The sequence below is a fragment of the Phenylobacterium sp. genome, from assembly GCF_004299445.1.
In the GTDB taxonomy this organism is placed as follows: domain Bacteria; phylum Pseudomonadota; class Alphaproteobacteria; order Caulobacterales; family Caulobacteraceae; genus Phenylobacterium.
The window spans coordinates 1-21,311 of record NZ_SCTC01000001.1 but is presented as its reverse complement, the minus strand read 5'-3'; the positions used below and the strand labels follow the sequence as shown (position 1 = coordinate 21,311).

The 21,311-nt window shown below is 66.8% G+C and carries 13 protein-coding genes; 6 read left to right on the top strand and 7 right to left on the bottom strand.

The features are described 5' to 3' along the window. Positions 1-10: 10 nt before the first annotated feature. Entirely contained in the window at positions 11-1,747 is a 1,737-nt protein-coding gene (locus EPN98_RS00065) for a ShlB/FhaC/HecB family hemolysin secretion/activation protein (RefSeq protein ID WP_293358533.1), read from the bottom strand. 316 nt (positions 1,748-2,063) lie between these two features. Between EPN98_RS00065 and EPN98_RS00060 the strand changes: the two genes are divergently transcribed. From EPN98_RS00060 to EPN98_RS00045, 4 genes are read left to right on the top strand one after another with little or no spacing between them, the layout of a single operon-like run. Further along, the gene (locus tag EPN98_RS00060) at positions 2,064-3,332 is read left to right on the top strand and encodes a multiheme c-type cytochrome (RefSeq protein WP_293358530.1); all 1,269 of its coding nucleotides are present in this window, start codon (positions 2,064-2,066) and stop codon (positions 3,330-3,332) included. Continuing rightward, complete coding sequence (locus EPN98_RS00055) at positions 3,329-5,284, top strand: heme-binding protein (protein WP_293358527.1); 1,956 nt, start codon at positions 3,329-3,331, stop codon at positions 5,282-5,284. Before EPN98_RS00060 ends, EPN98_RS00055 begins: the two co-directional genes overlap by 4 nt. A 2-nt stretch (positions 5,285-5,286) precedes the next feature. Next, positions 5,287-7,317: a hypothetical protein gene (locus tag EPN98_RS00050; RefSeq protein ID WP_293358524.1), complete on the top strand. Its 2,031-nt coding sequence runs from the start codon at positions 5,287-5,289 to the stop codon at positions 7,315-7,317. 7 nt (positions 7,318-7,324) lie between these two features. Next, complete coding sequence (locus EPN98_RS00045) at positions 7,325-11,332, top strand: hypothetical protein (protein WP_293358521.1); 4,008 nt, start codon at positions 7,325-7,327, stop codon at positions 11,330-11,332. Positions 11,333-11,339: 7 nt separating this feature from the next. Here EPN98_RS00045 and EPN98_RS00040 read toward each other — a convergent pair whose 3' ends face one another. Genes EPN98_RS00040 through EPN98_RS00015 form a run of 6 tightly spaced genes read right to left on the bottom strand, consistent with a single transcriptional unit; the run spans position 11,340 to position 18,618 of the window. Beyond that, positions 11,340-12,089, bottom strand: a complete 750-nt coding sequence (locus tag EPN98_RS00040; protein ID WP_293358518.1) for an SDR family NAD(P)-dependent oxidoreductase — start codon at positions 12,087-12,089, stop codon at positions 11,340-11,342. Next, positions 12,086-12,703: a TetR/AcrR family transcriptional regulator gene (locus EPN98_RS00035; protein ID WP_293358516.1), complete on the bottom strand. Its 618-nt coding sequence runs from the start codon at positions 12,701-12,703 to the stop codon at positions 12,086-12,088. Before EPN98_RS00035 ends, EPN98_RS00040 begins: the two co-directional genes overlap by 4 nt. A gap of 58 nt (positions 12,704-12,761) precedes the next feature. After that, positions 12,762-14,597: an adenylate/guanylate cyclase domain-containing protein gene (locus tag EPN98_RS00030; RefSeq protein ID WP_293358513.1), complete on the bottom strand. Its 1,836-nt coding sequence runs from the start codon at positions 14,595-14,597 to the stop codon at positions 12,762-12,764. Between the two features lie 33 nt (positions 14,598-14,630). Then, complete coding sequence (locus EPN98_RS00025) at positions 14,631-15,464, bottom strand: metallophosphoesterase (protein ID WP_293358511.1); 834 nt, start codon at positions 15,462-15,464, stop codon at positions 14,631-14,633. Positions 15,465-15,514: 50 nt separating this feature from the next. Continuing rightward, a complete protein-coding gene (locus EPN98_RS00020; RefSeq protein ID WP_293358508.1) occupies positions 15,515-16,948 on the bottom strand; it encodes an aldehyde dehydrogenase family protein in 1,434 nt (477 codons plus the stop codon). A gap of 23 nt (positions 16,949-16,971) precedes the next feature. Further along, positions 16,972-18,618, bottom strand: coding sequence for an acetolactate synthase large subunit (locus EPN98_RS00015; RefSeq protein ID WP_293358505.1), 1,647 nt, complete (start codon positions 18,616-18,618; stop codon positions 16,972-16,974). 176 nt (positions 18,619-18,794) lie between these two features. Between EPN98_RS00015 and gdhA the strand changes: the two genes are divergently transcribed. Together gdhA and EPN98_RS00005 are read left to right on the top strand one after the other, a co-directional pair. Then, the gene (gene gdhA / locus EPN98_RS00010; protein ID WP_293358502.1) at positions 18,795-20,153 is read left to right on the top strand and encodes an NADP-specific glutamate dehydrogenase; all 1,359 of its coding nucleotides are present in this window, start codon (positions 18,795-18,797) and stop codon (positions 20,151-20,153) included. Between the two features lie 86 nt (positions 20,154-20,239). Continuing rightward, positions 20,240-21,311: cryptochrome/photolyase family protein (locus EPN98_RS00005; protein WP_293358499.1), on the top strand; the 1,072-nt coding region annotated here is incomplete at its 3' end.

The window sequence follows — 21,311 nt, the reverse complement described above, 5'->3', positions numbered from 1 at the left end:
CTCTTTCGCATCAAAGCAGGCTGGCCGTGAGCTGGATCAGCACACGGTCGCCTCGACGCGGCCCGCCGGGACGCGTGCTGTCCAGCGGGTGGGCATAGGTGACTTCCAGATTGGCGCGGTTATTGACGCGGAAGATCACGCCGCCGCCGACCGACGACAGTGAACGGCTCTTCTCGACGCCGGTGATACGGACGTTGTTGTTGGCCACGTAGCCGGTGTCGAAGAACAGATAAGGCGCCGCCTGCACCTTGGGGTGTACGGGCATGGGGCCGTATCGCAGCTCGAATGCGCCCGAAACGCCCTTGTCTCCGATCACGGCGGCCGGATCGTAGCCGCGTCCCACCGTAAGGCCGCCCAGCGACAGCTGCTCGTACGGCAGCAGGGGGCTAGACGAATACTGCGCCTGGCCCCGGACCATCCCGGTCAGCCGGTTTGTAATGGCGATGTCGATCCCGCCTTGGCCCTTGACCACCAAGGCCTCGGGCTTGGCGAAGGCGCGCGTCAGGCCGGTGTCGCCTGCCTCGCTGCCGCCCAGGAGGGAAAGCCCCTTGCGGACGCCCACGCCTCCGCTCACCAGCAGCGGCCGGCCGCCTATCTCGGTGCGGTAGTCGCCGTCGGCGCGCGCGTAGAGCACCCGCAGCTCGTCGTGGCTCAAACGGCCGACGCCGCCTACGGTCGTCTTCTGGTCCACCAGATCCAAGCCGCCAACGAGGTTCAGGTTCTGGTTGCGAGAGCGGACGAACGGGTAGGCGGCCTCGAGATTTGCCACCAGTGATTTGCTCTTCAGATTCAGCGGGCTGAGCGAGCCGCCCGGGCGGCTTTCGCCGTAGGTGAGGGCGCCGCGGCCGGTCAGGCCTTCCGATCCGAACCGGGCGCTCTCCGCCACCTGCAGCAGCCACTGCTCGTTGGAGTCCATGGTGTGGAAGGCGGTGATCGCGGTGCTCTCGCCGTACCCGGTGTATCCCGCGAGTTCGGTCCGCAGCAGGGCGCCCCAGCGGCCGGCCGCTTCCGAGCCCGTATTGGTGATGTTCACGAAGGCGGACGGCTTCTCACGGGCGACGCTGAGGTCGATGTCAACGGCCCCACGCGAGGGGCTGGTCGACGGCCGCACGGCGGCGCGTACACGGACGCCGGGCACATCGGACGCCAGCAGCAGGTAGCGTTGCGCCTTGGCCATGTCGAAGGGCTTCATGCCCCTGAGCTTCTCCGCGTAGCGCTCGATTGCTTCCTGTACGGGACCGACGTCGCCGCGGACGCGGACGTTGACCACGTGGGCCTCGATGACCTCGAGCGTCATGGCGCCGCCAGCGATCCGTTGCTCGGGGATTTCAACGCGGGCCAGGACGCCGCTCTCGAAAATGATTCTCGCAGCCCGGTCGCGGATGGCGCAGATCACCGACACTTTCTGCGGCTTGCCCAGAAAATCGGCATAGGCGCCGCGCAAATCGGCCTCGCTCACCGCTGTCGCACCGCGGAAACTCACGCTGTTCAGCGTGACTTCGACGTCAGACGATTCTAGCGGGCACGGGCCGGGCGGTTCGGCCGAAAAAGCCCCGCCACCGCGCGACGGAGGCGGCCGCGACACCCGCGCCCCGGGATCCAGCTCGGGGGCGGTGACTCCAGGCACGGCTGTTCCCGGCGGAGCCTGCGAGAGCGCAGGCGTCGTAAGAGCGGTCGTCGCGAGTACGAGCAGCCCAATGCGCGGCCACTGGCCGGCGCGCCGCGCGGCACGAGCACCCCCAAACATACGCGCACCCCCACACCCTAAGTTCGAACAGTATTACCTTTCGCAAAACGCGTTGTTAAGCGAAGACTCCTGACATGCGAAGGCGCCGCTGAGGCGGGTGTCATGGGTTGGTTTTGACAGGATTGCGCCGTATTCGGGCTACCTAAGCGGGTGCGAGCCCGCTAAGACTGGGGGCCTGTAAGCCGGGGGAGGGCCTATGGGGGGAGCACGAGCGTCGGGAGTCGTCGGCGCGCTTTGCGCGACGGTCGCAGCCGTCGTCGCCGCGTTCGCCCTGAGCGCAGGGCGCACGGCGACGGCCGCGCCTGAGAATCCATCCATGGCCGCCGTGCACGAAGGCGTGGCCTCGTGCGCCGGATCCAGCTGTCACAGCCGCCAGGTCGATTCGGGCGTGAACGTTCGCCAGAACGAGTTGATCAGCTGGCAGGACCCTTCAAGCCTGACTGGCGCGCATAGCCGCGCCTACAAGGTGCTGTACGAAGGCCGCGGCCAGGCGATCATCCGCAAGATGGGCCTCGGCGAGGACGGCGTCGCCCGGCAATGCCTGGGCTGTCACGCCGATCCGGCGCCGGCCAACCTGCGCGGCGCGAAGTTCCAACTGAACGACGGCGTAGGCTGCGAAGCCTGCCACGGCGGATCGCGCAACTGGTTGGCCAGCCACCGTGCGGTGGGCGGCACTCACGCCGACAATGTGTCCCGCGGGATGCGGGCGCTCGAGAACCCGAAGGTTCGCGCCGGGGTTTGCCTGGACTGCCACTTCGGCGGCTCGCGCCAGGGCCAGTTCGTGACGCACGAGATCATGGCCGCTGGCCACCCGCGCGTCGCCTTCGAGCTCGACCTCTTCTCCAGTCTTCAGCAGCATTGGGACGTCGACGCCGACTATGTGAAGCGCAAGGGTCACGCTGGCGGGGTCAAGACCTGGGCCGTGGGCCAGGCCATGGCGCTCGAGCGGGCTCTGACGCTGTACGGCGAACCGGGGCGCACGCGCGGCGTGTTCCCCGAGCTCTACTTCTTTGATTGCCACGCCTGCCACCGGCAGATTTCCGACGATCCCAAGGCCCGCCCGCAGTGGCAGGCGAATCCGGGCCGTCCGATCCCGTCTGGCACGCCGCCCTTCAACGACGAGAACATGATCATGCTCTCCGCGGCCGCGAAGGTGGTGGCGCCTGGGCTGGCGGCCCGGCTCGACGCCGACAGCCGCGCGTTCCACGCCGCCATTGCGCGGGACCGCGCCGAATCCGTGCGGGCCGCGGCCAAGCTGGCGGGTACGGCGCGGGCGCTCTCCGACGCTTTCGCCGCGCGCAGCTTCTCGCGGGCCGAGACGCTGGCGATCATCGACACCATCCTTCAGGGCGAGATCGCGCGGCGCTACACCGACTACACGGGCAGCGCCCAGGCGGTCATGGCGGCCGACACCCTGCTCAACTCGCTGGTCTCGTCCGGCCAGGCCGACCGTGGAGCGGTGGCGCGTATCCGCCCCAACCTCGATCGCGCCTATGCCCAGGTGCGTGATCCCAACGCCTATCGCCCCGAGGCCTTCCGCGCCTCGCTGACCCAAGTCGCCCAGGCCGCGAGGTCGCTGCGATGAAGCCACTGGCCCGTTCGGCCGCGTTCCTGGCCGCATTGGCGCTGGCGTCCTGCGGAGGCGGCGGCGGCGGCGGTGGCTCGACCACGCCGCCCGTGACGACGCCCCCGCCCACGGGCGGGACGGGGCTCTACACGCTGCCGGCCGCTCAGGCGCTGACGGCGGCCGAGGTGCAGCAGATCATCGCTCAGGCTGTGGCCGAGGCGCGCGCCCGCAACCTGCCCGCCGTGATCGCCGTCAGCGACCGGGTCGGCAACGTGCTGGCCGTCTATTCGATGACCGGAGCGCGGGCGACCGCGACTCTGCGCGCTGGCCCGACGGGCGTGAACATGGACGCTCAGGGCGCCGTCGTGCCCGCCGCCGGCGCTGCGATCGCGAAGGCGATCACCGGGGCCTACCTGTCGTCGGGCGGCAACGCATTCTCGACGCGCACCGCCAGCCAGATTGTGCAGGAGCACTTCCCGCCGGCGCCCACCACGGTGGGTCTCGAGAGCGGCCCGCTTTTCGGCGTCCAGTTCTCGTCGCTCCCGTGCTCGGATGTGACCACCCGCGTGGCGGCGAACGCGACCGGACCCCGTCGCTCGCCGCTCGGACTGTCGGCCGACGCCGGCGGCCTGCCGCTCTACAAGGGCGGCGTCCTGGTGGGCGGCGTCGGCATCATGGCCGACGGCGACTACGGCTTCGACAAGAACATTCTCGACATAGAAGACGACGCCGAGGAGGCGATCGCCTTCGCCGCCGCCACCGGCTTCCTGGCGCCGGAGGAGATCCGCGCCGACCGGGTGACGGTCGATGGCACCTCGCTACGCTTCTCCGACGCCAACTCGGGTACGCTGCGCTCGACACCGTCCAGCGCGCCCGCCTTCGCCAGCCTGCCGGCGGGCACCGGCGCGTTCACCGCCGTCAACGGCTACTACGCCGGTGGCGGCGCGCTGGCCGGCCAGGTCTATGGGACCGAGGCCTCGGGCCTGCGGCTGGCCACGACGGCCGAGTTCTCGATCGCCGGCGCAATGGTGCTTTCCAATGGCTCGGGCGCGAACCGCTTCCCGATTCGGGGGGGCACCGACGGGGCCGACGGCCTGACGCCGCTGACCCAGGCCGAGGTCCGGGCGATCCTGGAAGAGGCCTTCACCATCATGAGCCGGGCGCGGGCCCAGATTCGCCGTCCACTCGACAGCCGCGCCGAGGTCTCGCTCAGCGTGGTCGACACCCGCGGCCAGATCCTGGGCATCGTCCGCTCGCCCGACGCCCCGGTGTTCGGCATCGACGTCTCGGCCCAGAAGGCGCGCACGGCGATGTTCTTCTCGGCGCCGTTCGCGGCGTCCGACCTGCTGGCCGACCCCAGCGCTGACGTGCGCAGCTTCGTCCAGAAGACCCGCGACTTCTTCGCCGACGCGAACGTGTTCACGGGCCGCACCGCATTCGGCGCCCGCACGATCGGCAACCTATCGCGGCCGTACTATCCGGATGGCGAGGTCGGACGTCCGAACGGGCCGCTCTCGCGGCCGATCACGCAGTGGAGCCCGCTCTCCACGGGGCTGCAGTCGGCGCTGATCATCGGCAATGTCGTTCAGCACCTGAGTTTCGTGACCGGGGCATCGGCCACCGACACGCCCCAGGTCTGCACTGCGCTACCCGATGTGGCGCCGGGCCAGAAGCGTCTGGCCAACGGCATCCAGATTTTCCCGGGCGGTGTGCCGATCTATCGGGGAGGCCGCATCGTCGGCGGTATCGGGATCTCGGGCGACGGCATCGACCAGGACGACATGATCGCGTTCCTGGGCGCTCACAACGGCGGCCTGAAAGTCGGCGGCTCGGTGGGCAATGCGGCGCCGGGCATCCGCGCAGACCAGCTCATCGTGGGGCCGGTAGCGCCCGCGCGGCTGCGCTACGTGGGTTGCCCGTTCGCGCCGTTCCTCGATACCAACGACCAGAACGCCTGCCAGGGGAAGTAGGCATGCGCCAAGTCTCCCTCATCGCGCTCATCGCTTTCGCCGGCCTCGCCGGGCAGGCCGAGGCGCGGGCGCATGGGGCCGGCAAGGCGCTCACCATCGACGAAATCCTCGCCCAGGCCGGCGCGACGGACTCTGGCGCGGTGGCGGGCCAGGAAGCCCAGGCGCAGGTGTGGGGCGGCAACAAGGGCCCCAGCATCGATGACGTGCTGGCGATGGACGGCCGCTTCCAGCTTGCCGCCCTGGATCAGGAACACGCTCCGCCTGCCGCTTCCCAGGCTGCGCCGCCCGCCTCGGTCGACGCCGGTCCGCCGCCCGAGAGCGAGCCCGTCCCCGCCGACGACAAGCCTCTGGACGGGCGTCGCCGGCCAGGGCGCATTCAGGAGCTGCCGCCGGCGATCGACCAGACCAACCCCGGGGCCGTGCGCGCGCCGCCGCCCGAGGCGTTCCCGCACGACGAGGTTCCGATCCCGGATCGCTGGCGTCTGGCTGGCGCGCTGGGTGTCACCAAGCCGCGCTGGTTCGACCCCTACAACCAGAACTTCCTGAAGGGCGACATCCCCATCAAGGGGACGCACGACTGGTTCTTCGCCTTCACCGGTGTCTCGGACACCGTGGTCGAACCCCGGACCTTCCCGATCCCGGTGAGTGTTCAGACCACATCGCGGCCGGGCAGCCTGGACATCTTCGGGCGCGACTCGAGCCTGGTGGTGGCCCAGACGTTCATCGCCGCCGCCTCGCTGGTCAAAGGCTCGACGGCCTTCAAGCCGCCCGAGCTCGAGTTCCGCATCGCGCTGGCGTTCCAGGATAACTACGTCGACGTACCCGAGAAGCGGGTCCTCTACGTCGAGCCCTCGAAGAAGACCCACCGGAACGACGCCTTCATCGGCCTGCAGGAACTGTTCGTCGACTACCACCTGCGCAACGTGTCCGAACGGTACGACTTCGACTCCCTCCGAGTCGGCATCCAGCCATTCTCGACCGAGTTCCGCGGCTTCCTGTTTCAGGACAACCAGCTGGGCGTGCGCCTCTTCGGCAACCGCGACAACAACCGGTTCCAGTACAATCTGGCGGCCTTCTGGCGGATCGAGAAGGACACCAACTCGGGCCTGAACGACATCACCCAGCGGCTGCGCGACGACTACGTCTTCATAGGCAGCGTGTACCGTCAGGATCTTCCACTGCCGGGCATCACGTCGCAGTTGATGGTCGCCCACAATCGCAATCGCGAGGGCGACGAGATCCAGATCGACCACAACGGCTTCCCGGTGCGCCCCGCGCTGATCGGGAACCTCCGCGGCCGCAACTACGACGTGACCTATCTCGGCTACAACACCGATGGGCGGATCGGCCGGGTCAACCTGACGGCGTCGGCTTTCTATGCGTTCGGCGAGGATCGGAACAACATCTTTACTGGCCGCAAGGCGAAGATCCGCAGCTACTTCGTGGCCGCCGAGCCGTCGATGGATTTCGACTGGATCCGGGTGCGCCTGACCGGCCTCTACGCCTCGGGCGACAAGAACCCTTACGACAACCGCGAGCGGGGCTTCGACGCCATCTTCGAGAACCCGCAGTTCGCCGGTTCCGACACCAGCTACTGGATCCGTCAGACCATTCCGTTCGCCGGCGGCGGTCGGGTGATCGGCGTCAACGGGCGCAACGGCATCCTGAACTCCCTCCGGTCCTCGAAGGAGGAGGGGCAGTCCAACTTCAACAACCCGGGCACGGTCGTCCTTGGCGGCGGCGCCGACTTCGACGTGCTGCCCGAGCTACGCATCTCTACCAACATCCAGCACATCGGCATGGCCGACACCTCGATCGTCCAGGCGCTGCGCCAGGAGGGATCGATCCCCAAGTCGCTGGGCTGGGATGCGTCGGTCTCGACGATCTGGAGGCCGCATATGACGCAGAACATCGTGTTCCGCGGCTCGGTCGCGGTGTTCGACGCGGGCAAGGGTTTCAACGACCTGTTCTCGAATTCCGCCCGGCACGACAAGTACTACTCGGTCCTGCTCAACGCCATTCTGACCTTCTAGGGACAAGATGCTGAAATTCGGGAGAAAATGGCTGAAGTTGGGGGCGCTGGTGGCGCTGACCGTCTTCGCGCCCGTGTCTCTCAAGGCCAGCGACGCCGAGAAGCCGGTGAAGCGCACCTACGTGACCGCGCCGGCCGCCAAGCTGGGCATGACGGACGCCGAGGTCGACGCGGCCAGCAAGGGCTGCGTCTCGTGCCACACCGAGTCCGACGCCAAGACGATGCACCTGTCACAGGCAGTGAAGCTGGGCTGCGCCTCCTGCCACGGCGGCGACGCCACCGTCTTCGCGCCCGCCGGCATGGCTATGAACGCGCCCGGCTATGCGGCCCTGCGCGACAAGGCCCACGTGCTGCCGAAGTATCCGAAGACCTGGCACTACCCGAGCTCGGCGAACCCGAAGATCAGCTACACGCTGCTCAACAAGGAGAGCCCCGAGTTCGTCCGCTTCGTGAACCCGTCGGACTATCGGGTGGCGCGGCAGGCTTGTGGCGCCTGCCACCTGGAGCTGATCGAGAAGGCCGAGCGTTCGCTGATGGCCACCGGCGCGATGCTGTGGGGCGGCGGCTCGTACAACAACGGCATTCTGCCGTTCAAGAACTACGTCCTCGGCGAGGCCTACACCGCCCACGGCGAGCCGGCGCGCCTGCTGTCGCCCGGCAGCCCGCACGGCGCCGTGACGCCCGAGCAGGCCAAACGCGGCGCCTTGCCGACACTCTATCCTCTGCCGACGTGGCAGGTGGTGCCCCCTGGAGACATCTTCCGCGTGTTCGAACGCGGTGGTCGCAACATCAACACCCAGTTCGCCGAAGTGGGCCTGCCCAACGCCAACGGCGCGCTCCAGCGCCTGGAAGAGCCGGGCCGTCCCGATCTGCGGCAATCCAACCGCGGCCCCGGCACCGGCCTGCGCGTCGCGATCCCGGTCCTGAACATCCACAAGACCCGCCTCAACGACCCCTTCACCTGGTTCATGGGCACCAACGACCAGCCGGGCGACTATCGCTCCTCGGGCTGCGCGTCGTGCCACGTGGTCTACGCCAACAACCGCCAGCCGCACGCCAGCGTCACCTGGGCCCCTTTCGGCCGCGATGGCCAGAGTGCGCAGGCGGACCCGACGATCAAGTGGACGGTGGATCACCACACCAACGAGGTCGTGGAGCGCAAGGAATCGGGTCACCCGATCAAGCACTACTTCACGCGCGCCATCCCGACGGCCCAGTGCATGAACTGCCACATGCACCAGCCGAACATGTTCGTGAACACCTACCTCGGCTACACGATGTGGGACTACGAGGCCGACGCCCCGTCCATGTGGCCCGAGAAGCAGAAGTATCCGACCAGCGAGGAAATCCGCCACGTCCTGGACCGCAACCCCGAGGGCGCCGCGCCGCGGGGCAAGTGGGCCGACCTGGATTTCCTGCGTGAGGTGTTCGGGCTGAACAAGCAGCTAAAGGACACCCAGTTCGCCGACTATCACGGCCACGGCTGGAACTTCCGCGCCATCTTCAAGCGCGACCGCGAAGGCAACCTACTGGACAAGGACGGCGCGATCGTCGCCAACGACGACCCCGAGAAGTTCCACAAGAAGGGCGCCCCCGAGTTCACGCCCGTCGGAAAGAACGCGCCCGGCAAGGCTGTCCATATGATGGATATCCACGCCGAGAAGGGCATGCAGTGCGCCGACTGCCACTTCTCGAACGACAGCCATGGCACGGGTCTAATCTACGGCGAAGTCGCCAACGCGGTGGAGATCCGCTGCAAGGACTGCCACGGCACGTCGCAGGCCTATCCGACGCTGCGCACCTCGGGCCCCGCCGCGGATCCGAAAGGCAACGACCTGTCGCTGCTGCGTAACCCCGACGGCCAGCGCCGGTTCGAGTGGGTCGAGCGTGAGGGACGTCAGGTCCTGATCCAGCGCTCGCTGCTGGACCCCAAGCTGGAATGGCGGATCAAGCTGACCAAGGACACGGTCGACCGCACCTCGCCTGACTTCAACGCCAAGTCGGCCCGCGCCAAGCTGATGGGCAAGATCAGCCAGGACGGCAAGCCGTTCACCTGGGGGCCCGGTGTCGCGCCCGGCGATCGCGCGCACAACGACGATGAGATGGAATGCTTCGCCTGCCACACCTCGTGGACCACGGCATGCGCAGGCTGCCACCTGCCGATTGAGGCCAACTGGAAGACCACGACCCACAAGTACGAGGGCGAGGAGACCCGGAACTACGCGACCTACAACCCGCAGGTCGCCCGTGACGACATGTACCAGCTGGGCCGCCACCAGACGACCAAGGGCTCGACCATCGCGCCGGTTCGCTCGTCGTCGGCCCTGGTGCTGTCGTCGACCAACGTGAACCGCGAGCGGATCTACGTGCAGCAGCCGCCGATCGCGGCGTCGGGCTTCTCCAGCCAGGCCTTCGCGCCGCACTTCCCACACACCGTGCGCACCACCGAGACCAAGACCTGTTCGGACTGCCACGTCAGCGCGGCCAACGACAACAACGCCATCATGGCCCAGCTGCTCCTGCTCGGGACCAACTTCGTGAACTTCGTGGGCCAGAACGCCTGGGTGGGTCTCGAAGGCGGCATCCAGGCGACGCGCGTCTCGGAGTGGAGCGAGCCCCAGGCGGTGATCGGCAGCTACCTGCACCGCTACGCCTATCCCGACTTCTTCAAGCTGCACGTCGACCAGAACAAGCGCGAGCTGAAGAACTGGGTTCGCGGCAAGCCGTTCGTTGATGGCCTGAAGGGTGGCGAAGAAGACAGCTACGAAGAGTTCTCGAACTTCACCCACAAGACCGAGGGCGCGGCCCGCTGCGTGCAATTGCGCGGCGAGTACATGTTCGTGGCGGAGGGCAAGGGCGGCTTCCACGTGTTCGACGCCGCCAGCGTCGCCAACAAGGGTGTGTCCCAGCGCGTCATCACTGCGCCGTTCTCGCCGCTCGGCCACGACACGCGCGTCGAGTCGAAGAACGCCACCTGCATGGCGCTGCCGACCAACCAGAACATCGCCCCGCTCCGGAACGAGGCCATGAAGAAGATGATGGTGAAGGACGCCGCCGGCGCCGACATCACCCTGCTTCAGGCCAACCAGGAGCAGGAATTCCATCCGCTCTACTCGTACGCCGTCGTCACCGACAGCGAGGAAGGCCTGATCCTCGTCAACGTGAACACGCTGGCGGACGGCGATCCGCGCAACAACAAGCTGAAGCGGGCCGTCACCTGGAATGCGGGCGGCGTCCTGAAAGGCGCACGCCACATCACACTGGGCGGACACTTTGCCTACATCGCCGCCGACGCCGGCTTGGTGGTTGTCGACCTGAGCAATCCGCTGCAGCCCAGGCACGTGACGACCGTGGCGCTGCCTGACGTGCGCGGCTCGGCGCTGCAGTTCCGCTATCTCTGGGTCACCACCCAGCGCGGCCTGGAGGTGCTGGACGTGACCAAGCTCGACCAGCCCAAGCTGGTCGAGGGCGCGACCATCCCCCTGGTGGACGCCCGCCGCGTCTACGTGGCCCGCACCTACGCCTATGTCGCGGCCAAGAAGGACGGCCTGGTCATCGTCAACGTGACGAACCCCGAGCGGCCGCGCCTCTACCAGAAGTTCGACGCCGGCGGCGCGATCAACGATGCCGAAGACGTGGTGGTGGGTTCGACCAACGCCTCGCTGTTCGCCTACATCGCCGACGGCAAGAACGGCATGAAGGTGGTGCAGCTGATCGGTCCGGCGACGCAGCCCAACTTCTACGGCTTCTCGCCGGCGCCCAAGCCCGAGCTAATTGCCTGGGCGCGGACTCCGTCGGCGGCGCTGTCGGTGTCGAAGGGCCTGGACCGCGACCGCGCGGTGGACGAGAGCGGCCACCAGATGGCGATCTTCGGCCGGCTGGGCTCGCGTCCGTTCAAGCGCGACGAGATGGAACGGTTCTTCACCGACCGCTGGGGCCGTCCGTATCGCGTCACCGACGCGGTCGACATGACCGCGTGGCTGGGTCCGGGGATGGTGCAGCAGGCGGATCGCTGAGGTCGGACTAACTCCGGCGCATCATCCGCTCGGCGAAGCTCGGCGCGGCGCGCATCAACACAGCCAGCAGCTTCGTCTTGCCGACGTAGATGTCGCTCCGACCCGACCGCATACCGGCCAGAACCTCGGCCGCCGCGTCGCTGGCGCTCATCTTGCTGCCGCCACGACGGTGGGTCATGTCGGTGTCAACCAGCGCCATGACGGCGTCGCTGACCGCGACGTTCAGGCCCGCGTCCTCGCACTGGTAGCGCAGCGCCTTCGTGAAGCTACGGACCGCCGCCTTGGTGGCGCAATAGACTGGGGCTGAAGCCTTGGGCGCCAACGCTAGCCCGCTTGAGACGTTGACGATCGCTGCCGACGGCTGCTTCGCCAAGTGAGGCAGCAGGCCGGTCGACAGCCCGACGACAGCATCCAGGTTGATCGCGATCTCGTCGCGGAACGCCGTGCGCAGGGCCCGGGGTTCGTCGGCCAGCACGTCGGCCGTCACCTGGACGCCGGCGTTGTTGATCAAGACGGTGAGATTGGGATGCCGGGCCGGGACCTCGCGGATCAGCCGCTCGACCTCGTCGGCGCGGGCCAGGTCGGCCGGCCAGGCGGACACCTGGCCTAGATGCGCGGCCTCAAGTTCGGCCAGGGCCTGAGGTGAGCGACCCACCGCCGCCACGTGACAACCGGCGGCCACCAAATGGCGTGTCAGCTCACGGCCGATGCCGCGCGCCGCGCCGGTGACCAGCGCGGTGCGTCCGTCGAGGTTCATGGCTGGCTCCCAGGGTGTGGTGTGGAGGGCAGGGGAATGAGCTGGTCCACCAGGGCGCGGGCCTGCTCCGGGCGCGGGGTGACCTGCCGGACGATGAGTTGGAAGTAGGGCGCGCCCAGCATCAGATCCAGGATCAGGCCGATGTCGGCGTCTGGGGCCAGCATCCCCCGATCTTGGGCCTCCAGCACCAGCGCGCGCATCGGACCGCGTTCGCGGGCCTCGGTGGTCACCTCCTGGAGCGCGGCCGACAGCTGGGGCTCGTGCGCGGCATCGGAAATGACCGCACGGATCGCCCCGCCCAGCGGCGTCTCGGCCATAGCCCGGATCAGGTTCTCCAGCACCCGGATCAGGTCTTCACGCGGATCGCCGGTGCGCGGCGTGACCGGATTGGCGGTGCGCAGGCCGTGGCGGATCGCGTCGGCCACCAGCGCGAACTTGCTGGGCCAGCGGCGGTAGAGCGTGGCCTTGCTGGCTCGCGCGAGGGCCGCGACCTGTGCGGTGCTGGTGGCCGCATAGCCGTACTCGGCCAGCAGCCGCAGCGTGGCCTCAAGGATGACAGCGGTGGTCTCGGGATCGCGAGGGCGTCCGACAGGCGACGCAATAACGGTACTCATGGGTATCCATAGGCTCACGCCATATCGGTACCGTCAAGTTTCGTTATGCAGCTCGGGATCAGACGGCGGCGTCTGTCGGGGTCGTATAGGCCGGGATTGGCACCGGCACGCCCTTGAGATCGATCTCGCCCACGGCCTCGATCGGAACGGTGACCTTGGCGAGTTTCAATGTGTCGGCGCTGAACAGGATACGGGTGCCGAACGTCTTGTTGGCCGCCTCGAGCCGCGCCGCGATGACGACGACCTCACCGTAGGCGGTGTAGTTGAACCGCCGCTCACCGCCGAAGTTGCCCACGAGGCCGATGCCCGACGACAGGCCCATGCGCGTGTATCCGAAGTTGATCCCGCGCTCGATCATCTTCTTGCGGATGTCGAGCGCGTAGAGGTCGATCTCCCGGGCGCAGGCGATGGCGCGGTCGGCGTGGTCGGTCGAGGGCACGGGTGCGCCGAAGATCGCGATGATGCCGTCGCCGGTCATCTTGTCGATCATGGCCTCGTGCTTCCACAGGATGTCGATCACCCCGTCGAAGTACTCGTTGATCACGCCTTCGAACGTCTCCAGCGGCAGGCTGGCCACCAGGTTCGAGAAGTTCTCCAGATCGGAGATCATCACGGTGATCTCGCGCTCTTCGGCCCCGATCTTCACCTCCTCCTGGCCGTCGACCATGCGGTCGATGACCTGGGGCGCCAGATAGCGCTCAAGGGTGGAGGAATAGAACGCTCTCTGGGTCTGCAGTTCGGCCGCGGCCAGACGGCTCATGAGGAAGAAGCTGAGGCCGAACCCGATGGCCGGCGTGGTCATCGGCGCCATCCAGGCCAGTTGCTGGTAGGCCAACCACGATCCCACGCCGTAGACGCCGATGCTGACCAGCAGAATGGCGATCGAGATCAGCCAGCGTTGGGTGGAACGGCCGAGCAGGGCGCCGCCCACCGCGGTCGCGAACACCAGCAGGGCGCTCAGCACGATGCCGGGTCTCTTGATGCGGTCGCCCGCCAGCATCTGCGACAGCGCGTGCACGTGCACCTCGACGCCCGGCGTGCCGTCGTAGTGACCGGCCATGAACCGCATCGGGGTCGTGTGCATGTCGTCCTTGAGCGTGGTCGCGTCGGCGGTGGCCGAGCGCGTCACGCGCCCGATGAAGGCGATCTTGTCCTTGAAGAACGCGTCGGGCAGGAAGGCCACGAAGGCTGCCGAGTAGGACGGCGCGATAGCTCCGGTGTTCTCGGCCTTCACCGATGGGTCGGCCCGGCGATAGCGGATCTCGAACTCACGCTTGGTGGGCTTATAGCCCTCGGCGACCATGCCGGTGGCGGTGGCCAGGGCCGGAACCTTGCCGGGCAGGGGGTCGTAGCGGCGGATGACGTCGTCATAGTCCACGCCGATCAGCGCGCGGGCGTCAGCATAAACCAGCTTCTTGGCCACCGGAAAGTCGACGCCCGGCGTTCGCTGAGGGTCGACAGCGGCAACGATAGGGGCCTTGACCGGCTCGATCCGGGCCTGGAAATCGGCGAACTCCTCAGGCGAACTCCAGGTGTCGAGGAGGTAGTCCACGGCCACGGCCTTGATGCCCTTGGAGTCCAGAGTCGCGATCAGGTCGCCAAGCCAGGCCTTGTCGATCGGCGACAGGCATTTGCAGGGCGAGGACTCGCTCATGGCGTTCAGCGCGTCGTCGTCGATCTTGATGATCACGAACTTCGACTGGACGGCCGGAGCGGCCGTCGCGATGCGCAGGTCGGAGGTCAGGTTCTCAACGAACCGGACCGGAGTGGTGCTGCCCATCCAGAGCGCAGCGACCGTGGCGGCGGCGGCGGCCAGCCCCAACACCAGCACATCGGCCCAGAATTTCCCACCGGCCTCCCGCAGGCGACGCACCGCGCCTAGCAGCAGGTTCATGGGGCCCCGGCGCTTGGTGTCTCCCGGCATGGATCAGGCGAGGGTTCGGAAGGGGAAGTTGTAGGTCACGGCGGGCGTGTAGTCGCCGGCTTGGCAGGTGTGGGTGGTCAGGTGGCCGGCGTGGCACATCAGGAGCGCGAACGCCGGCGGCTCCTCCACCAGGATTTCGCGGCCGTCGGGCACATGCATATCGACCTCGGTAAGATCGAGGGTCAGCTGGATCGAGGTCGCGGGCGCCGCCGACAGAACGTGCCCCGCGAACAGGCCGGTGAACGCTCTGTGGATATGGCCGCACATCAGGACCTGGACCTGGTCACGGCCCTTCAGAACTTGGGCGAGGCGGCCGATCCAGGGAGAATCCGGGTCGGGGTCCATCCACTGGATGCCGCTCGGGATCGGCGGATGGTGGAGGATCACGGCGGTGGGCTTGTTGGGCTCGGCATCCAGCGTCTCGGCAAGCCAGGCCGCCCGCGCCTCGTCATAGTCACCGTGGTTGGGCCCTTCCAGCGTGTCGCACACAACCATCCGCATGGGGCCGAAATCGACCGCGTACTGGATGTATCCGTTGGCGTCGGTCTGGGCGCCCGGCCCCGAGAACACCGACAGGAAGCCCTCACGGCTGTCATGATTGCCCACGGCGTAGAATATCGGAATCTCGCTCTCCGCCATGAGGCGTTCCAGCTCGAGGTATTCCTCGCGTTCGCCGCGGTCGACCAGGTCGCCGCTCGCGACAATGGCCACGGGCCGCGGACGCAACTCGTGAATCGCCCGCATGACTTGACGCAAACGTTCTTCGTTCCGCTGCTGATTCAGCGGATCTTTGTCTGTCGTCACGTGCAGGTCAGTGATCTGCGCGATCGTCAACACCAAGCCGCCTCCCCAAGCAGCGCGCACCGTCCCATGTCAGATACGCAAGCTCAGCGGCGACGGATGACGAGATTGCGAATTTCCGTCATGTCCTCCATCGCAAACCTGACGCCCTCCCGGCCAAGCCCCGAGTCCTTCACCCCGCCGTAGGGCATGTTGTCGACCCGGTAGCTGGGGACGTCGCCGATCACGACTCCGCCCACGTCGAGATGGTCCCACGCTTCGAGCATCTTGTAGAGGTCGCGCGTGAAGACGCCGGTCTGCAGACCGAACTTCGAATCGTTCACCTCGGCCAGCGCATCCTTGAAGTCGGTGAACTTCGACAGGATGGCCACCGGTCCGAACGCCTCTTCGGCATAGAGCGCAGCCTTGCGGCCCACGCCTTCCAGAAGGGTGGCTTCCAGCATCGCGCCTTCGCGCTTGCCGCCTACCAGCAACGTGGCGCCGTCGGCCACCGCGGCCTGGATCCAGCTGTCCAACCGTGCGGCCTCCTTCACGTCGATCATCGGGCCGACGAAGGTGGCTTCCTCGCGCGGATCGCCCGCGATCAAGGTCTTGGTCTTGGCGACCAGGCGGTCCTTGAGTTCGTCGTAGATCGAGGCGTGGATGATGATCCGTTGGACGCCGATGCACGACTGGCCCGACTGGTAGAAGGCGCCGAAGATGATCCGCTCGACCGCGTCGTCCAGATCGGTGTCGGCGTCGACGACCACGGCGGCGTTGCCGCCCAGTTCCAGCACCACCTTCTTCTTGCCGGCCCGGGCCTTCAGGTCCCAGCCCACGCCCGGAGATCCGGTGAAGCTGAGGAGCTTGAGGCGTTCGTCCGTCGTGAACAGGTCGGCTCCGTCGCGCTGCGCCGGCAGGATCGAGAACGCGCCCTTGGGCAGATCGGTCTCGGCCAGCACCTCGCCGATGATGATGGCGCCCAGCGGCGTGCGCGAGGCGGGCTTCATCACGAACGGACAGCCCACCGCGATCGCCGGCGCGATCTTGTGGGCCGCCAGGTTCAGCGGAAAGTTGAAGGGGCTGATGAACGAGCAGGGCCCGATCGGCACCCGCTTCCACATGCCCTGATAGCCCTTGGCCCGTGGTGAGATATCGAGCGGCTGGACCTCGCCCGTCATCCGCACGCTTTCTTCCGCCGCGATGCGGAAGGTGTCGATCAGTCGGGTGACTTCGCCCCGCGCGTCGCGGATCGGCTTGCCGGCCTCGATGCACAGGGCATAGGCCAGTTCCTCGAACCGCTCCTGGAAGCGCTTGACGCAGTGCGCCAGCACGTCCTGGCGCGCGTAGGCCGGCATCCGAGCCATCGGCTCGGCCGCCTCGACGGTGGCGGCGATGCCGGCGTCGATGATCTTGGCGTTCGCCAGCGCGACACGCGTGGCGACCTTGCCGGTGTATTTGTCCGTCACCTCGAGATCGAGGTTCGGGGTCTGGGCCTCGTTGGCCAGGTAGAGGGGATAGGAATCCCGTAGCGCGGTCATGTCGGTGTCCTTGGCGTCCGCGCCTAGATGGCCGCGCTGAGTTCCTTGATCTGGCGGTTCAGGATGAGGTCGTTGTCGGAGTAATCGACCGGGCAGTCGATCAGGTTGACCCCAGGCGTGTCGAGGCAGCTACGAAGAAGCTGGGGCAGCGCGGCCGCCGACTCGACGCGGAATCCGTTGGCGCCGTACGACTTGGCGTAGGCGACGAAGTCCGGGTTGCCGTAGGTCAGCCCCCAATCCTTGAAGCCCATGTTCGCCTGCTTCCAGCGGATCATGCCGTAGCTGTTGTCGTTCAGGATCAGCACGGTGATGTTCAGCTTCAGGCGGACGGCGGTCTCCATCTCCTGGCTGTTCATCATGAAGCCGCCGTCGCCGCAGATCGCCATGACCTTGCGGTCCGGGTAGACCATCGACGAGGCCATGGCCGACGGCAGGCCCGCGCCCATGGTCGCCAGCGCATTGTCCAGCAGAACGGTGTTGGGGCGCCGCGCCGCGTAGTTGCGGGCGAACCAGATTTTATAGACGCCATTGTCGAGGCAGATAATGCCGTCGTCCGGCATCGCTTCGCGGATCTGCTTCACCAGGTACTGCGGGTAGATCGGGAAGCGCTGGTCGGTGTCGTACTTGGCCGCGTGCTCCACCTCGGCGGCGCGGGCCTTGTACATGGCCGAGAAGTCCCAACCCGCTTGGGGCAGGATGTCTTCCTTGATCTGCCAGATTGCGTTGCCGATGTCGCCGATCACCTCGTACTGCGGGAAGTAGACCGGATCGACCTCGGCCGAGCGGAAGTTGATGTGGATCACCTCCGAGCCGCCGCGTTGCATGAAGAATGGCGGCTTTTCGATCACGTCGTGGCCGACGTTGATGATCAGGTCCGACGCGCCGATGGCGCGGTGCACGAAGTCGCCGGCCGAGAGCGCCGCACAGCCCATGAACTTGGGGCTTGTTTCGTCGACAACGCCCTTGCCCAGCTGTGTCGAGACGAAGGGGATGCCCGTCTTCTCGATGAACTGGGTGAGCATCCGGCTGGTCATGGTGCGGTTCGCGCCGGCGCCGATCACCAGGATCGGGGCCTTGGCCTGCTCGATGCGCTTGGCCGCGGCGCGGATCGACTTCTCGTCGGCCACCGGGCGGCGGGCGTTGCTCTTGGCCAGGGGCAGGGAGTCGGTGTCCTCGTCGGCCACGTCCTCAGGGAATTCCAGGTGGACGGCGCCCGGCTTTTCTTCCTGCGCCAGGCGGAACGCCTCGCGGATCCGCGACGGGATGTTGTCCGCCGAGGCCAGTTGATGGGTGTACTTGGTGATCGGCTTCATCATGTCGACCACGTCCAGGATCTGGAACCGACCCTGCTTGGACTTCTTGATGGGCTTCTGGCCGGTGATCATCATCATCGGCATGCCGCCCAGCTGGGCATAGGCCGCAGCCGTCACAAAGTTGGTTGCGCCCGGGCCCAGGGTGGCCACGCAGACCCCGGCCTTGCCGGTGTGCCTACCGTAGGTGGCGGCCATGAAGCCCGCGCCCTGTTCGTGGCGCGTCAGGATGAGCTTGATCTTCGTGGAGCGCGAAAGGCTGTCCAGAAAGTCCAGGTTCTCCTCGCCAGGGACGCCGAAGACGTACTCGACGCCTTCCTCTTCCAGGCACTGCACGAAAAGATCAGACGCCTTGGTCATTTTGATAGCCCCCATCCCAACACAACGTGTTGTCGCAAATTCCGAGGACTTGTGAAGGGCGAAACGTCTGAGAGGCGAGTGCGTCCGCAATTCGCGTTAGACCGTACCGAATTCGCCGCTAAGGTTGCGCGGGAAACGCCCGGGCGAGAGTGCGCCGGACATTGGGGGATTCAAACATGGCAGTCAGCGATCACGTCGATCTTCCGACCTTCATCGAAGGGGTGAAGCGCCGCAATCCGGGGCAACCGGAGTTCGTGCAGGCGGTCCAGGAAGTGGCCGAAGACATCTTCGAGTTTATCCAGGACAAGGAAAAGTATCACGAGGCCCAGATCCTGCGCCGGATCGCAGAACCTGATCGGGTGATCAGCTTCCGCGTCTGCTGGCAGGACGACAAGGGGAACGTGCGCGTCCAGCGGGCGTGGCGCGTTCAGAACAACAACGCGATCGGTCCTTACAAGGGCGGCATCCGCTTCCACCCCTCTGTCACCGAGAGCGTGCTGAAGTTCCTGGCCTTCGAACAGACCTTCAAGAATGCGCTGACCGGCCTGCCCATGGGCGGCGGCAAGGGCGGCTCGAATTTCAATCCGAAGGGCAAGTCGGACGGCGAGGTCATGCGCTTCTGCCAGAGCATGATGACCGAGCTCTATCGCTACATCGGCGCCGACGTCGACGTGCCGGCCGGCGATATCGGCGTGGGCGCTCGCGAGATCGGCTACATGTTCGGCCAGTACAAGCGCCTGACCAACGAGTTCACGGGCGTGCTGACCGGCAAGGGCCTGGAATACGGCGGCTCGCTGATCCGCACCGAGGCTACCGGCTATGGCGCGACCTACTTCCTGCAGAACATGCTCAAGAACCAGGGCAAGGACATCGCCGGCCACACGGTGGTGATCTCGGGTTCGGGCAACGTCGCAACCCACGCCGCCGAGAAGGTCACGATGCTGGGCGGAAAGGTGCTGACGCTCTCGGATTCCGAAGGCTTCATCTACGACCCCGAGGGCCTGACTCAGGCGAAGATCGACTGGGTGAAGGACCTGAAGAACAAGCGTCGCGGCCGCATCAGCGAGTACGCCAAGGAGTTCAAGGGTTCGGAATTCCACGCCGGCAAGACGCCCTGGGGCGTGCCCTGCCAACTGGCGCTGCCGTGCGCGACGCAGAACGAACTGCTGGGCGACGACGCGCGCACCCTGGTGAAGAACGGCTGCATCGGCGTGTCTGAAGGCGCCAACATGCCGACCAACCTGGAAGGCGTGCACGTCTTCAAGGACGCCCAGATCCTGTACGCGCCCGGCAAGGCGGCCAACGCCGGCGGCGTGGCGGTGTCGGGCCTCGAGATGAGCCAGAACTCGGCCCGCATCTCGTGGAAGGAAGAAGAGCTCCAACGGCTGCTGCAAGACATCATGCAGGGCATCCACACGTCCTGCCTGGAGTACGGCGGTCGCGCGGGCTCCAAGGTGCCGGACTACGTGAAGGGCGCGAACATCGCGGGCTTCAAGAAGGTCGCCGACGCCATGCTGGCGTTCGGGGTCGTCTAAGCGTCAAACCCTTTCGAATTGAGGCGCCGCCGCAGGAGACTGCGGCGGCGCTTTTCGTTGGCCCCAAGAGCCGGGATAGATGCGGAATGCCCCGAACGCTGCGTCTGGTCCTGGGTGATCAGCTTTCCGACAATCTCTCGGCCCTGCGGGATCTGGCCCCGGGGGATCGGGTGCTGATGGCCGAAGTGATGGCCGAAGCCACCTACGTACGACACCACAAGCAGAAGCTGGTCCTGGTGTTCGCCGCCATGCGCCGCTTCGCCGACAGGCTTTCCGAGCGTGGCGTGGATGTTCGATACGTGCGTCTCGACGATCCGGACAACACGCAGGATATCCCCGGAGAGGTCCTGCGGGCGCTGGAGGACGGCGGTCTCGACCGGATCGTCGCAACCCAGCCCGGCGAACATCGACTGACACGCGCCTTCGAGAGTCTTGTCTTGCAGGCGCCGGTCCCGCTGGAGGTTCGACCGGACGATCGGTTCATCTGCCCTAGACCTGTCTTCGAGGCCTGGGCGCGCGATCGACGAGAACTTCGCATGGAATTCTTCTACCGTGACATGCGTCGACGCACCGGCCTGCTCATGGACGGAGACAAGCCCGTCGGCGGGCGCTGGAACTACGACGCCGAGAACCGGAAGCGCCTGCCCCGCACCGTACGTCCGCCCGATCGGCTGCGGATCGCGCCGGGACCTGTGGTCCAGGATGTTATCCGGCTGGTGGAAGCGCGGTTCTCCGATCACTTCGGCGATACGGCGATGTTTGGTTGGGCTACGTCGCACGCCGAAGCCCAGTCGCTGCTCGCCCACTTCATCGCCGATATCCTGCCGGACTTCGGCGACTGGCAGGACAGCATGAAGGGCGGAGAGCCGTTCCTCTGGCATGCGCGCATCTCGGCGGCTCTGAACATCGGCCTCCTGGATCCGCTCGACATCTGCCGCCGAGCCGAGGCCGAGTACCGCGCTGGCCGGGCGCCTCTGAACGCCGTTGAAGGCTTTGTTCGCCAGATCCTCGGGTGGCGCGAGTTCGTCCGGGGCGTCTACGATCTCAAGGGCGAGGACTATGTGCGCAGCAACGCCCTTGAGGCGGATCGCACGCTGCCCGGGGCTTTCTGGTCCGGCGACACCGAGATGGCCTGCGTAAGGGATGTGGTCGGCGTCA

What these genes read in the sequence shown, in the direction of transcription:
- EPN98_RS00065 (WP_293358533.1), bottom strand. Translation starts at nt 1,747, where the DNA reads ATGTTTGGGGGTGCTCGTGCCGCGCGGCGCGCCGGCCAGTGGCCGCGC.
- EPN98_RS00060 (WP_293358530.1), top strand. Translation starts at nt 2,064, where the DNA reads ATGGCCGCCGTGCACGAAGGCGTGGCCTCGTGCGCCGGATCCAGCTGT.
- EPN98_RS00055 (WP_293358527.1), top strand. Translation starts at nt 3,329, where the DNA reads ATGAAGCCACTGGCCCGTTCGGCCGCGTTCCTGGCCGCATTGGCGCTG.
- EPN98_RS00050 (WP_293358524.1), top strand. Translation starts at nt 5,287, where the DNA reads ATGCGCCAAGTCTCCCTCATCGCGCTCATCGCTTTCGCCGGCCTCGCC.
- EPN98_RS00045 (WP_293358521.1), top strand. Translation starts at nt 7,325, where the DNA reads ATGCTGAAATTCGGGAGAAAATGGCTGAAGTTGGGGGCGCTGGTGGCG.
- EPN98_RS00040 (WP_293358518.1), bottom strand. Translation starts at nt 12,089, where the DNA reads ATGAACCTCGACGGACGCACCGCGCTGGTCACCGGCGCGGCGCGCGGC.
- EPN98_RS00035 (WP_293358516.1), bottom strand. Translation starts at nt 12,703, where the DNA reads ATGAGTACCGTTATTGCGTCGCCTGTCGGACGCCCTCGCGATCCCGAG.
- EPN98_RS00030 (WP_293358513.1), bottom strand. Translation starts at nt 14,597, where the DNA reads ATGAACCTGCTGCTAGGCGCGGTGCGTCGCCTGCGGGAGGCCGGTGGG.
- EPN98_RS00020 (WP_293358508.1), bottom strand. Translation starts at nt 16,948, where the DNA reads ATGACCGCGCTACGGGATTCCTATCCCCTCTACCTGGCCAACGAGGCC.
- EPN98_RS00015 (WP_293358505.1), bottom strand. Translation starts at nt 18,618, where the DNA reads ATGACCAAGGCGTCTGATCTTTTCGTGCAGTGCCTGGAAGAGGAAGGC.
- gdhA (WP_293358502.1), top strand. Translation starts at nt 18,795, where the DNA reads ATGGCAGTCAGCGATCACGTCGATCTTCCGACCTTCATCGAAGGGGTG.